The 13,738-nt window shown below is 60.2% G+C and carries 13 protein-coding genes; all 13 read right to left on the minus strand.

What is annotated here, in order from left to right:
• Positions 1-38: 38 nt before the first annotated feature.
• Complete coding sequence (locus tag AC2YB9_RS10030; protein ID WP_487265207.1) at positions 39-887, minus strand: universal stress protein; 849 nt, start codon at positions 885-887, stop codon at positions 39-41.
• Positions 888-1,022: 135 nt separating this feature from the next.
• Positions 1,023-1,232, minus strand: a complete 210-nt coding sequence (locus AC2YB9_RS10035; RefSeq protein ID WP_487265208.1) for a hypothetical protein — start codon at positions 1,230-1,232, stop codon at positions 1,023-1,025.
• Positions 1,233-1,245: 13 nt separating this feature from the next.
• The gene (locus tag AC2YB9_RS10040; protein ID WP_487265209.1) at positions 1,246-2,370 is read right to left on the minus strand and encodes an NAD(P)/FAD-dependent oxidoreductase; all 1,125 of its coding nucleotides are present in this window, start codon (positions 2,368-2,370) and stop codon (positions 1,246-1,248) included.
• 27 nt (positions 2,371-2,397) lie between these two features.
• Positions 2,398-3,183, minus strand: coding sequence for an enoyl-CoA hydratase (locus AC2YB9_RS10045; protein ID WP_487265210.1), 786 nt, complete (start codon positions 3,181-3,183; stop codon positions 2,398-2,400).
• A gap of 13 nt (positions 3,184-3,196) precedes the next feature.
• Positions 3,197-3,943, minus strand: a complete 747-nt coding sequence (gene narI, locus AC2YB9_RS10050; protein WP_487265211.1) for a respiratory nitrate reductase subunit gamma — start codon at positions 3,941-3,943, stop codon at positions 3,197-3,199.
• On the minus strand, positions 3,940-4,596 hold the full coding sequence (narJ, locus tag AC2YB9_RS10055) for a nitrate reductase molybdenum cofactor assembly chaperone (RefSeq protein WP_487265212.1): 657 nt from the start codon (positions 4,594-4,596) through the stop codon (positions 3,940-3,942). Before narJ ends, narI begins: the two co-directional genes overlap by 4 nt.
• Positions 4,593-6,251 carry a nitrate reductase subunit beta gene (gene narH / locus AC2YB9_RS10060; protein ID WP_487265213.1) on the minus strand — a complete coding sequence of 553 codons (1,659 nt, stop codon included), beginning with the start codon at positions 6,249-6,251 and terminating at the stop codon, positions 4,593-4,595. Before narH ends, narJ begins: the two co-directional genes overlap by 4 nt.
• Positions 6,251-9,955 carry a nitrate reductase subunit alpha gene (locus AC2YB9_RS10065; protein WP_487265214.1) on the minus strand — a complete coding sequence of 1,235 codons (3,705 nt, stop codon included), beginning with the start codon at positions 9,953-9,955 and terminating at the stop codon, positions 6,251-6,253. Before AC2YB9_RS10065 ends, narH begins: the two co-directional genes overlap by 1 nt.
• Before the next feature lie 135 nt (positions 9,956-10,090).
• Complete coding sequence (locus tag AC2YB9_RS10070) at positions 10,091-10,288, minus strand: hypothetical protein (RefSeq protein ID WP_487265215.1); 198 nt, start codon at positions 10,286-10,288, stop codon at positions 10,091-10,093.
• Positions 10,285-11,190 carry an NADP-dependent oxidoreductase gene (locus AC2YB9_RS10075; RefSeq protein ID WP_487265216.1) on the minus strand — a complete coding sequence of 302 codons (906 nt, stop codon included), beginning with the start codon at positions 11,188-11,190 and terminating at the stop codon, positions 10,285-10,287. The genes AC2YB9_RS10070 and AC2YB9_RS10075 overlap by 4 nt, the downstream gene beginning before the upstream one ends.
• Positions 11,136-11,438, minus strand: a complete 303-nt coding sequence (locus tag AC2YB9_RS10080) for a cupin domain-containing protein (protein ID WP_487265217.1) — start codon at positions 11,436-11,438, stop codon at positions 11,136-11,138. The genes AC2YB9_RS10075 and AC2YB9_RS10080 overlap by 55 nt, the downstream gene beginning before the upstream one ends.
• A 27-nt stretch (positions 11,439-11,465) precedes the next feature.
• Positions 11,466-13,394, minus strand: coding sequence for a heavy metal translocating P-type ATPase (locus tag AC2YB9_RS10085; protein ID WP_487265218.1), 1,929 nt, complete (start codon positions 13,392-13,394; stop codon positions 11,466-11,468).
• A gap of 29 nt (positions 13,395-13,423) precedes the next feature.
• A complete protein-coding gene (locus tag AC2YB9_RS10090) occupies positions 13,424-13,657 on the minus strand; it encodes a heavy-metal-associated domain-containing protein (RefSeq protein ID WP_487265219.1) in 234 nt (77 codons plus the stop codon).
• Between the last annotated feature and the right edge of the window lie 81 nt (positions 13,658-13,738).

Below are 13,738 nucleotides of genomic sequence, written 5' to 3' on the forward strand. Positions count from 1 at the left end.
GTGTCATTGGGGTGGTTTGGCAATGGCTGATGATCGGGCTAGCCGGCATAGTCAGTAGGAATTACTGCGACGGGACACTTGGCTTCTTTGATGACGGCGGCGGCAACTGGCCGCGCAACCGCAAACGGCAGCCGGAATCCTTGTGGCCGGCCAACCACGACGAGATTTGCCACGGTCGTCACGCCAAGGCACGCTTCGTCAACATCGGCGAATACCAAGGACTGGAAAACTTTGACGTCCGGATAGTCGTCGGCCCAGCCGGCCATGACCTCCTCGAGGTTTAGGCGATGCTTCTCCTCATCAGCCTTCGACATCGATGGAGCGACCACATGCATCGCGTGAAGCTCCTGGTGGGACCGCTCGGCGGCGGCAAAGGCATACGTCAATGGTCCGTGCGCATTTGATGTGCAGTCCACTGTGACGACGATGCCGCCGCGACGTGGTGCCTGCGGGAACCAGCCCTCAGGAACAACCACAACCGGGCAGGTCGCGTGCTCCGACAGCCAACAACCGATCTCACTCGCGAGAATACGCTCGTACCAGGTGGCGTTCTCCGGACCGAGCACGAGCGAACGCGCCCGGTGCGACTCCCCCGCGAGCACCTGAGTCGGAAGGCCACGCTCCACGGCATACTCGACCGGTACTTTGATGTCTTGTGCCTCGATGAACGCCCGGGCGGTGGCCAACACTGCGTCGGCATCTTCCGCCGAGGTATCCACGGCGTTACGATCGAATAGATCAGTTCCAGCCAAGCCTAACGAATAGGCGTGGACCACTCGCAGCCCACAACCTTGTGCGTGGGCATCGACGAGCGCATAGCGCAGTGCGGTCGATTGCTCCTCTTCGACGCCTACGACGATGGGGCGCTCCAAGCGCATGCTGTCCATGATCTGCTCCTTCGCTTTCTCTCACTCCCACTCTGTAGAGGTTCGAGGATCGAGACCACGGCCAAAGGGCCGTACCGGTCGGGACGTCAGTCCCATGTGCTGGGTTTAACGTCCTGATCGGTCATTGCCTGTTATTCAGTCGTTCCAGAGCCACAGGCCGGACTTGCGCATGCAGTCCTCGGCTTCGGCGATCAGCCGCAACTCGTCGGCGGTCCAACCCCGCTCCCACGCTCCCGCGGCACAGGTTGAGATCGCCTTGCAGGCGGGGGCGCACGACGCTAGCTGCAAGCCCTCAGTGACCGGCTCATCCCAGACCAGTAGGTACTCCGCCCAGGAGAGCAACACAATAGAGGGAGACTCATCGATAGAGCCTCAGCCAGCGTCCATCGATGTATCGCTTGAGTCGCAATGCACCCGCGCCGTACCACCACCAGCGGCCCCGGACCGCCAGACCGACGCCGTCGCCGAGATCGAGGATCGAAAGTGCTTGACACTGAGGCTCGTACACCGGCAGTGCCTCGTTCCGAAGGCGCGCTAGGAGACTTGCGTGCAGTATCGGACCCTGGCGGACACCGTGTACACCGATGCGAGGCAACGGGCTCGGGACGAAGTTCGCGCAGTCGCCCACCGCATAGATCTCGTCGCGATCTAGGTGCTGGAGGGTTGCCCGCACCGGCACACCGTCCGCATCTCCTAGACCGATCTCGGACAATAACGGGGGCGCTGTTAGTCCGGTGGCTAGCAAAACGACATCGTGAGACAGCTCAGTGCCGTCGGCGCAGACCAGGTCACGCTCGCCGAGGTCGCGCACCACACACCCGGTATGCACGGCCACGCCGCGGGCTCTGAGAAGCCGTCCGATCCGCTTGCGTGCACCGTTGGGCAGGCCGGCACCGATGCTGGATCCCGACTCCACCAACTGGACCTGTCCGACGTCCGATCGCGACGCCAGATGGGCTGCAAGCTCCAAGCCGGAAGCACCACCCCCCACGACCGTGACCCTGGCATGTGGCTGCGCTGCAGCTTTCAGACGGGCATCAAGATCAGCCAAGCCGCTCAACGGCTTCACTCTCAGCACGGCTGGGTGAACGTTCATGCCAGCCGGAGCAGCCACGCTGCCGATGTTGATCGAGAGCAGGTTGTAGGACAGCTGGTCGCCGTCCGAGGTGACAGCGATCTGCGCCGCCGGATCGAGCGTCGTCAGTGTGCCCTCGTGGAACTCAACACCGTAGTTACTGGCCAGGACACCCACGTCAATCCGCCCGGCGCCACTGGCAAGGGCACCGGTGGCTACCGCCGACGCGACACCGCTGTAGTCGAAGAATCGCGGGGCAAGCAAGTGAATCCGATAACCGGCTGCAGCCAACTCCCCGGCGTGCTTCACAACGAACAAATGAGCGTGTCCAGCCCCGACCAAGAGCAGGATCGGCGCTCCAGCGGCTGAGGATCCGCTGCCACTGCGGTCGCGAACGCGGGAATTCATGATCACGCTCAGATCAAGCTTCGTGGGCTATTTGTCTTGCCAGATCGGTTCGCGCTTCTCCAAGAATGCCTGGATACCTTCTTGCGCATCGCAGGTCACGGCATTCTCAGCCATGACCCGACTCATCTGCTCGTAGGCACGCTCCGAAGACAGCGGCAATTGCTCGTAGAATGCGCGCTTGCCAATACCAACGGGGATCGTGCTGGCGACCGCAATGGATTCGGCCAAGGCTTCGGCGGTATCGATCAACTGATCGGCAGAAACTACGTCGTTGACGAGTCCCCAATCCAGAGCCGTTGCGGCATTGATCGGCTTGCCAGTAAGCAGCATGTGCATCGCACGCTTCTGTCCGACGTTGCGGCTCAATGCCACCATCGGTGTTGAGCAAAACAGGCCAATTTTTACGCCCGGGGTGGCAAATGTGGCGGTGTCGACCGTTACCGCCAAATCACAACTGGCGACGAGCTGGCAACCAGCCGCGAAAGCGGGGCCTTGGACCGCCGCGATAACTGGTTTGGATAGACGCTCGATGGTGAGCATAAGTGTGCTGCACACTTCGAAGATGTGATGCTCATCATCCCGCGTGCGGTCGATGAGCTCCGGTAGATAGTGTCCAGCGCTGAACGCTGTGCCTTCGGCAGCCAAGACGATTGCCCGTACCGACTGATCGGCCTCAAGCGTCTTCAGTGCCGCGGTCAGATCGGTCATCGTGGCTACCGACATGGCATTTCGTCGTTCCGGGCTGTCGAGCGTGATGCGGCCGAGGCGCCCTCGTTCTACCCGAACGGTTCCGGCGTTAACAACTTCAGTCATGACTTCGCCATCCTTATCGACGCCGTGGGATCGTGTCGACCTTGTCCCAGCCGCGCCGACGTGAACGCGACCCTTCGTGATCATCTCGGCTGCGATAAAGGATGTAAGGGCGGAAGACATAGCCCAACGGGGCAGTGAATGCGTGAACCAGTCGGGTGAAGGGCCAAACGGCAAATAGCGAAATGGCCAAGATGCCGTGGAGCTTGAAACTCAACGGCGCACCGACCATCAGATCGGGTTGTGGGTTGAAGTAGAAGATGCTGCGGAACCAGACCGAGACACCTTCGCGATAGTTATACTCCCCGATGACGCCTGAACCGGTGTTGATCAAGCCTGTCAGGATCACTGCGGCGAGCATGACGTACATCAACTTGTCCATCTTGGTCGTCACGCCCAGCACAGCCTTGGTGAAGCGACGCCGATAGAGCAGGCCGACAAATCCCACGATGGTGAATACACCGGCCACCGCACCGACGGAGATCGCCATAAAGTGATACATGTGATCCGAAATCCCGACCGCATCGGTCCAGCTCTGGGGAATCCCCAGACCCATCACATGGCCGAAGAAGACCGCCAAGATGCCGAAGTGGAACATCGGGTTGGCCCAACGCAAAATCTTGTCTTCATACATCTGGCTCGATCGCGACGTCCAGCCGAACTTGTCATAGCGATAACGGCCGACGTGGCCCAGAACGAAGATCGACAGACAGATATACGGGAAAATCAGCCACAAAAAAGTGTCGAGTGTGCTTTCCATCATGCGCCTCCGGGCATCGGTGCCAGATCTGGCATTCCATAGGGGCTGAGTCCAACTTGTTCGTCTTCAGGCCCTTCAGCGATCAACCGTTCGACCGCTTCATGGTCTTTGCCCTTCAACGCCGGCAACGTCATGCAGACCGCTTCCAGCGCGCCTCGCCATGGTGAATCAATCTCAACCAGGTGCAGCCGGAGTAGCTCGAGACCCGCGCGGTTGTCCAGAATGATTTTCAGGCCGGCCTGTTGATCGGTCGTTGCGGCAAATTCGAGCACGACGCACAGGTGATCCGGCAACTGACCGTCGGTGAGGATGAGCCCGGCTTTGATGTAGACCTGTTTGATCCGCAGCAGAGCCAGACCACGCTTCCTCGTCTCGCCGTTGGAGAAATAGGTCAGAAACAGGCAGCCGCGGCGACGTGTGTCGAAGGTGTCGACGTAGTCGCTTTGGGATTCCCAGACCGACTGACTCCGAAGGTGGTCAATTGTTGCTTGCAGGCCAGCACCGAGCTTGGCCGGCAGTGAGGCAGCGACCTCGCTCAGAAGTTCGAGCCGTTCGAACAGATCGTCGTCGGGGTAATCCATCAGGATCGAGGCCGATTGCCAGGCGCGGGTCAATTCGTCGGGCGAAAATTTCAGTGCGGGAACGCGCGGTGTCACGGGTGCTCCCCCGCTTCAACCGATGATCCGGATGCGCCGTCCGAGGTCGGGAAGATCCCATCGGGTGTGCCTTGACCATCCCAGTTGAGCAGGTTGATCCGCACTCCCTCGGGACGTCCAGGCCCGTCGGGCGAGCCCACACCAGGATCGGCGCCCATGTCCGGGTCGCCGCCGAAAGATCCGTCCATACCGCCCATCCCGGGGCCGCCGTCGACGTTCAGCGAACACTCGGTGGCAATGTTTTCGAGCTTGTGGGCGTCCTCATAATGTGCCGCAGGAATGACGTAGCGCTCTTCATACTTAGCGATGGCGAGCAGCCGATACATGTCCTTGATCTCTTGCCCGGTCATACCAACTGATTCGGCAATGGATTCGTCTTCGTCCCAGCCCATATTGATGTCACGCATATAGGAACGCATCGCGGCCAATTTGCGCAATACCCGGTCCACCGGCACGGTGTCCCCCGCCGTGAAAAGCCCCGCAAGGTATTCGATCGGGATCCGCAGCTGATCGATCGCATTGAACAGATTGTCCTTGCGCTCGCCGTCCTCGCCGGTTTCACTGACCGCGTCCACGACCGGCGACAACGGCGGGATGTACCAAACCATCGGCATCGTGCGATATTCCGGATGCAGTGGCAGCGCGACTTTGTATTTGTTGATCAGTGCCCAGATCGGTGAGCGCTGGGCGGCCTCGATCCAGTCTTCGGGGATTTCGGCGAGCCGAGCCTGACGGATCACCTCAGGGTCGTTCGGGTCCAGGAAAACGTCGCGTTGTGCTTCGTAGAGACCATGCTCGTCGGGGGTCGAGGCCGCTTCCATGACGCGATCTTGGTCATAGAACATCAAGCCGAGATAACGCAGTCGGCCAACGCAGGTTTCCGAGCAGATCGTGGGCTGGCCAATCTCGATGCGCGGAAAGCAGAAGGTGCATTTTTCAACTTTGCCGGTCTTGTGATTAAAATACATCTTCTTATATGGACACCCGGTCACGCACTGTCGCCAGCCGCGGCAGCGGTCTTGGTCGACCAAGACGATGCCATCCTCTTCGCGCTTGTAGATCGCGCCGGTCGGGCATGAAGCCACACACGACGGGTTGAGGCAATGCTCACAAATCCGCGGCAGGTAAAACATGAACGCCTGCTCGTACTCGAACTTGATCTTGTCACCGATTTGTTTGACTATCGGGTCGTTATGGGTGTTCTCGACTGAGCCAGCCAGGTTGTCGTCCCAGTTCGACGACCACTTGATCTTCGTATCTTCGCCAGTTAGCAAGGATTTCGGCCGAGCCACCGGCATATGCTCCTGAGCCGGCGCGGTCGTCAGATTTTCATAGTCATAGGTCCACGGCTCGTAATAATCATTGATGCCGGGCAGGTTCGGGTTGGAGAAGATGGTGGCGAGGTTCTTCAGCCGACCGCCAGCTTTCAGCTTGAGCTTTCCGCGCTTGTTGAGCGTCCAGCCACCCTTCCATTTCTCCTGATCCTCATAGGTTTTTGGATAGCCTTGCCCAGGCCGGGTCTCCACATTGTTGAACCAGATGTGCTCGGACCCAGACTTGTTGGTCCACACCTGCTTGCAGGTGACCGAGCACGTGTGACAACCGATGCATTTGTCGAGATTCATTACCATCGCCATCTGCGCCATGATCTTCATCAGTACGTCACTTCCTGGTTGCGGCGGCGAATCACAGTAACTTCGTCACGCTGGTTGCCGGTGGGGCCCATGTAGTTGAACGCGAACGTCTGTTGGGCATAGCCACCGATCATGTGCGTGGGTTTGATCATCAATCGGGTCAACGAGTTGTGGTTGCCGCCACGTTGCCCGGTCGTCTCGGAGATCGGCATGTCGATCAGGCGGTCTTGCGCGTGGTACATGAACACCGTCCCTTCAGGCATCCGATGCGAGACGATTGCGCGCGCGTTGACCACCCCGTTGCGATTGGACGCTTCGATCCATTCGTTATCCTTCACACCAATCTTTTCCGCATCCTGCGGACTCATCCAGATGCCGGGCCCGCCACGGAACAGCGAGAGCATGAACAGGTTGTCTTGGTATTCGGAGTGGATCGACCACTTGTTGTGCGGCGTGAGGTAGCGAACTGAAATGCCGTTGCTAGGTGTCGCACCGATTGCGGGCTCGTCGAAGAGCGCGGTCATGTCCAGCGGCGGACGGAACGTTGGCAACCCTTCACCGAGCTCGGTCATCCAATCGTGATCTAGATAAAAGTGTTGCCGGCCGGTCAGTGTGTGCCACGGTTTGAGCCGCTCGACATTGATCGTGAACGGTGAATATCGTCGGCCGCCGCTCTCAGAGCCTGACCATTCGGGTGAGGTGATCACCGGCACGGGACCGTGCTGCGTGTCGGCGAAGGTAATCCGCTTGCCTTCGTGCTCAGAAGCCAGATCATGCATCAGCTGACCGGTGCGCTTTTCGAGCGTCTTGAACCCTTCGGTGGCAAGGTGCCCGTTGGTGGTGCCAGACAGCGCAAGAACCATCTCGCAGGCTTGGATATCGCGCAGGATATCGGGCCGACCGTCGGCCGGACCGCCCCTGACGACACCGTTCTTCGCCTTGAGTTCGGCGATCTCCTGGGTCAAGTCGTAAGTGACGCCCTTGGTGGTCGCACCCAACGTGTCCATGAGTGGACCAATTGCGCGCATCATGTCGCCGACGGCGGTGTAGTCGCGTTCGACTTCGACGATCTTTGGCATCGTCACACCCGGAATCGGCTCACATTCACCGTACTTCCAATCACGAACACGTCCGTGCGGTGACGCCATCGCATCGGGAGTGTCGTGGGTCAGCGGAACGGCGACCACGTCGGTCTGTTTGCCGAGGTGGCGCACTGCAAGTTTGCTGAAGACCTGCGAGATCTGTTGCCACGCATCCCAGTCAGTGCGCGATTCCCAGGGCGGTGCAATCGCCGGATTAAACGAGTTGACGAATGGATGCATGTCAGTCGTGGACAGATCATGCTTTTCATACCACGTGGCGGCAGGCAACACGATGTCTGACAACAACGTCGACGTCGTCATGCGGAAGTCGAGCGTCGTCATCAGATCGAGCTTGCCGATCGGCGCCTCGTCATGCCACTTGACTTCTTTCGGACGGAATCGTTCGGCCGTCTCCGGAGCACTGACGGTGTGATTGGTCCCCAGTAGGTGGTTGTAGAAGTACTCGTTGCCCTTAGCCGACGAACCAAACAGGTTGGAGCGCCACAGCGACAACACGCGCGGGAAGTTCTCCGGTGCGTCCGGGTCTTCGGCAGCAAAGTTCAGCCGTCCGGCCTTCAGCTCCTCGACCACATACTCCTTGGTGGTCTTGCCAGCTTCCTTTGCCTGGGTGGCAATCAGCAAGGGATTACGATCGAAGGTCGGATACGACGGCATCCAGCCCAACCGCGCAGACTGAGCGATTACGTCGGCGGTCGTCTTACCGGCCAACTGGCCCTTACCAGTCTGAGCCGTCAAGGTGTCGGCGCCGAACTGGTCATAACGGAATTGGTCGGTGTGCAGGTACCAGTAAGCCGTCTGCACCATGTTGCGCGGCGGGCGAAGCCAGTCCAGGCCGTTCGCCAACTGGGTATAACCCGTCAGCGGACGAACCTTTTCCTGACCGACATAATGCGCCCAGCCGCCGCCATTGACGCCTTGACAGCCGGTGATGGTCGTCATCGTCAGGAAGGTGCGATAGATGGTGTCCGAATGGAACCAGTGATTCGTTCCGGCACCCATCAGAATCATCGAGCGGCCCTTGGAGTCCTCGGCGTTCTGTGCGAATTCGCGGCCAATGCGTTCGGCCTGCTCCGCAGTGACGCCGGTGATATTTGCCTGCCAGGCCGGGGTGTAGGGCGATTCAGCATCGTCGTAACCGGTGGGCCAAAGACCCGGCAGCCCCGGGCGCCCGACGCCATACTGTGCCAGCATCAGGTCGAACACCGTCGTGACGAGCCGGCCAGCCACCCGGCGTGCCGGCACACCGCGGCGAATGACGCCAACGTTGCCCTGGCCCGCATCAAAGCGAGGCATGTCAACGGGAACGCATTCATCGGCGCCGTCGATCAACGAAAGTTTGGGCTCGATATCGCCCAGATCAAGATTCCATTTGCCCTCGCCGGTTTCGCCATAACGGTGGCCCAGCGTGCCCGGCGGGACGACCAGTTTGTTGGTAGTCGCGTCAATGAGAACGGTTTTGAACTCGGAATTCTCCTGCTCTGGCTCGATCTCGTCACCGAGATCCGAGGCCGTGAGGAACTTACCGGCGGTGAACGTCGTGTCACCGTTTGCGTCGATTGCTTCGTCAAGGGTGACCAAGAACGGCAGGTCAGTGTATTTCTTGACGTAGTCATTGAAGTAGGGCGTCTGGCGGTCGACGTAAAATTCTTTGAGAATCACGTGTCCCATCGCCATAGCGAGTGCGCCGTCGGTGCCTGGCTCGGCGGGCAACCATTCGTCGGCAAACTTGGTGCTGTCGGCGAAGTCGGGCGAAACGACGACGACCTTTTGGCCGCGATAACGCGCCTCAACCATCCAGTGTGCATCCGGAGTACGGGTCACCGGGACGTTGGTGCCCCAGATCATCAGGTAGCTGGCATCCCACCAGTCGCCGGACTCGGGGACATCGGTCTGATCACCGAACATCTGCGGTGAAGCGACTGGCATGTCGGCGTACCAGTCGTAGAAACTCAACATGGATCCGCCGATCAAGTTGACGAATCGGGCGCCAGAAGCGTGCGAAATCATCGACATTGCCGGAATGGGCGAGAACCCTGCGACCCGGTCGGGGCCCCACTTACGAATTGTGTGTACATGAGCGGCGGCGACAATTTCGATCGCCTCGTCCCAATTTGCTCGCACCAACCCGCCCTTGCCTCGTGCTCGCTTATAACGGGCCGAGCGCTCGGGGTCTTCGGTGATGTCTGCCCAGGCGAGCACGGGATCTTTCAGCCGGGACTTGGCTTCTCGGTACATCTCGAGCAGAACGCCACGGATGTAGGGATAGCGCGTGCGGGTCGGCGAATAGGTGTACCAGGAAAACGATGCACCACGGGGGCAACCACGCGGCTCATATTCGGGCTTATCCGGGCCAGTCGTTGGGTAATCGACGGCTTGGGTCTCCCACGTGATAATTCCGTCTTTGACGTAAACGTTCCACGAGCATGAGCCTGTGCAGTTCACTCCGTGAGTCGACCGAACCACCTTGTCGTGGCTATAACGGTCGCGGTAGAACGAGTCACCCGAACGGCCACCCACCTTAAGCAGCGTGCGCCCATCAGGCGAAACTGGCTGATTCTTGGTGAAGAAATGCCGGGTTTTGATCAAGGCATCGGTTAGCGGACTGTTCATCGTGTCGCTCATGCGGATCCTTTTCGTTTGAGTCGGCGACTACCAATGCCGAATCCGCGTGAATTCGGCATCGGCGTTGACCGCATAACCATCACGCGCCCCGAGTGCCCATGAATCGTCACGCTAACAGACGTGAGGCAACTCATGCTACGGCTTGAGGAGGTCACGATCACGATTACGTGTCGGGGTGTACGTTGCTCCCTCAGAGTCTGCTGAGGCTGCCGGCGGGAGCGTCGATCGTCCGCAAAAAAAGTACGGCTGCGCGGCGATGAAAATGATGCTGAAATAGGCCAGCAACTGGCGATTGTTGTGGTTGAGCCAGCCGTTCTCGTTCAGCCGGATCACATCTCGATGACGACTTTGCCACCAGCATTCCCCGCTTCAACCGCGGCGATTGCCTCGCCAGCTCGCGCCAGCGGATAAACGGCAAGGACATGGGGATCGACGAGTTTGTACTTGATGACGTCGGTGATCTTCTCAACCGCCGTTTTGGTTCGCTTGATGGGGTTCCCACCGAGTTCGGTCGCAGTGGCTGGATCGACGGTGGAGATGATCCGATCAGGGTCTCTGACCAGGCCAGCCGCTGCGCGCAGCGGCTCGCCGCCGACGAGATCAAGGAGGAGGTCCACTCCTGCGGGTGTTATCGCCCGGACCCGGTCTGCCATGCCCGGACCGGAGTTGACGAAAGTTGCGCCGGTGGATTCCACGATTTTGCGCTTCGACTCATAGTCGACGCCGATCACGTCGAACTCGTGCACCCGCCCGATTTGAGCTGCCAGCAGCCCGACACCGCCGCCGACGCCGAGGATGAGCAGCTTCTGACCTGCCTCGAGCTCGATCTGGTGGGTGCCGTCGTAGGCGGTCGCAGCGGCCACCGGAATGGTTGCCGCATCGATAAAGGAGATCTCTTCAGGTTTGATGACCGCAACATCTGCGCGCATGAGGGTATGTTCGGCAAAGGCGCCCTGGCCTTCGACAACTGTGCCGAGCACGTCATCTCCAACCGCGAAACCAGCCGCAACCGGCCCGACGGCGCGGACCACGCCGGACGCCTCTTGCCCCATCGGCATCGGGAGTGCACCATCCTCGCCAAACACGCCCGCGCGGACTTTGACGTCGAACGGGTTCACTCCGGCCGCGCGCACCTCGATCAACAGTTCACCCGGCCCTGGGGTCGGCATCGGACGGTCGATCAACTCTTGGTTTTCGGGGCCGCCGTGGGCGTTGAATACATAAACCTTGGACATGGTGTCTCTCCTTCTTGATTGCTGATTGGCGGGTCGACGATTAGGCGACGGGGGGCGTCCTTACCGGCAGCTTCTGCCGCGTCGGCCTCCTCCTTCGTCGCGAATACCGCACCGAGAGCATGCTCTGGCGGCGAGTAGACCGTGTAGAGCACGAGTGGTTCGTCGCCGGTATTGCGGAAATTGTGCTGTGTGCCAGCAGGCACCACGCACTGATCTCCTGCCTCGACCTCGTGCCTGTGGCCAGCCAAACTCCGATGATGGTTCGGGTGGTGGCGTCAGACGGTCTGGTATGCGGCCTCGATCGGCGCGGGGGTTGAGTCGGTCGTCGGCGCCCGGCTGAACCGCCGACGCTGCAGCAGCCGCATCGCGTTGACGATGACGACCAGGACAGAAACCTCGTGGACGAGCATGCCGATCGCCATCGTGACCCCGCCGAGCAACACTCCCAGCAGCAGGAACGAAACCGTGCCAACAGCGATAGCAATGTTCTGACGCATGTTCGCCACGGTGCGGCGCGCCAGCCATACGGCCTCGGGAAGCTTCAGCAGGTCATCGGCCATGAGCGCAATGTCGGCGGTTTCGACGGCAACCGCCGAACCAGCCGCTCCCATCGCCACACCGATGTCGGCAGTGGCAAGCGCGGGCGCATCATTGACGCCGTCACCAACCATCGCCACGGTGTATCCCGCGCGCTGAAACTCCAGTACCGCATTCAGCTTGTCCTCGGGCAGCAGCCCGGCGCGGATTTCGTCGATACCCGTCGCCGTCCCAACAGCTTCGGCAACCAATGCCGTGTCACCAGTGAGCATGACGACCTTCTGGACCCCTACTGCATGCAGATCGGCGACCATCTGGGCGGCGTCGGCACGCAGTTCATCGGCGACTGCGACAACGCCCACGACCTCACCATCGACCGCAACCATCATCGGAGTTTGGCCGGCCGCAGCGAGCCGCTCGGCGGTTTCGACTGCCATCGACCTGTCGGCAATGTTGTATTGCTCAAGCAGCGCAAGGTTTCCGATGAGGATCTGGTGGCCGTCCGCGTCGACAGCGATGCCCTTCCCTGGTACGGGTTCGGTGTGCTCAGGTAGCCCGGTCATCGTGAAGCCCTCGGCGGCTGCGGCGTCCAAGATCGTGCGCGCCAAGGGGTGCTCAGAGCCCGCCTCAGCACGTGCGGCCCACGTCAAGACCTCCGTACGGTCCAGGTGTGGATCGAGCACGACCACATCGGTGAGTTGCGGGCGGCCCTTGGTAAGCGTGCCGGTCTTGTCGACCGCTACGAGGGTGATCTTGGCTGAAGTCTCGAGGAATTCGCCGCCCTTGATCAAGATGCCGTCTTTCGCCGCGCGGCCAATGCCGGCCACAATTGAAACGGGGATCGAGATGACGAGCGCACCCGGGCAGCCAATGACCAGAATGGTCAGGCCCAAGACCACGCTCCCGGTAATCATCCCCGCGACCAAAGCCAAAACCATGATGGCTGGGGTGTACCAGGCCGAGAACCGGTCCATGAACTGTTGAGTTTTGGCCTTGGCGTCCTGTGCTTCTTCGACGCGGTGGATGATCCGGGCCAACGTCGTGTCGGCGCCGACACCGGTTGCCCTGATCTGGAGGAAACCACCGGTGGAGACTGTGCCGGCGAAGACCTTGTCGCCGCTAACTTTTTCGACCGGCATGGATTCGCCGGTGATCGAGGCTTCGTCGAGTCCGCCAGTGCCGGCGATGACTTCGCCATCGACAGGAACCTTGGCACCGTTCTTGACCAGCACGGTTTCACCGATAATGACCTGCGATGCGGGCACCTCCAGCTGTGCGCCATCACGCATGACGACGGCGACGTCCGGAGCAACTGCTACGAGTTCTGCCAACGCCGAACGCGTACGGTTCAGGGTTGCTAGTTCGAGTGCGTGGCCGATCGCGAACAGGAACGTGACAGCCGCGGCTTCCCAGTATTCGCCGATGATGATCGCACCAATAAAGGCCACGGCCACCAAGAGATCAATACCGACAACCCTCGCGATGAGGCTATTAACAGCCTTGATCACGATAGGAGTACCCGCCACCACCGCAGCAGCCACCATAGTCGCGTTCGCTGAAGTATCGGTGTCGAATAGGCGATACAGCACGAACGCCGCGGCCATAAAGGACCCAGAGATTGCCGGGATCGTCCACCGGCCATTCATCAGCTTGTTGAATGCATTCATCTTCGTCAACCTCTCTCAAGCGGCGTGGGTTAGAAGGCTGCTGGCTTGGCGGCGTATCCAGCCTTCGCGACGGCAGCGATGAGTTCATCGACGCTGACGGTTTCGTCGTGGTCGATTTCGATGCGCGCCGAAGCGAAGTGAACCTTCACACTCTTGACGCCGTCGAGACGACCGACTCGCTTTTCGATCTTCGCCACGCAGGAAGGGCAGGAGAAGCCTTCGGCGCGGAGAATCGTGTGGGTGACAGCTTCAGTAACGTTCATCGTCATGGTCCTTGTCTTCGATGTCCACCGCCGTTGTGCGGGGACATCTCAGACGTTACGTAGACACGCGACTACGTACCA

This window comes from Aeromicrobium changchenzhani, assembly GCF_057586615.1.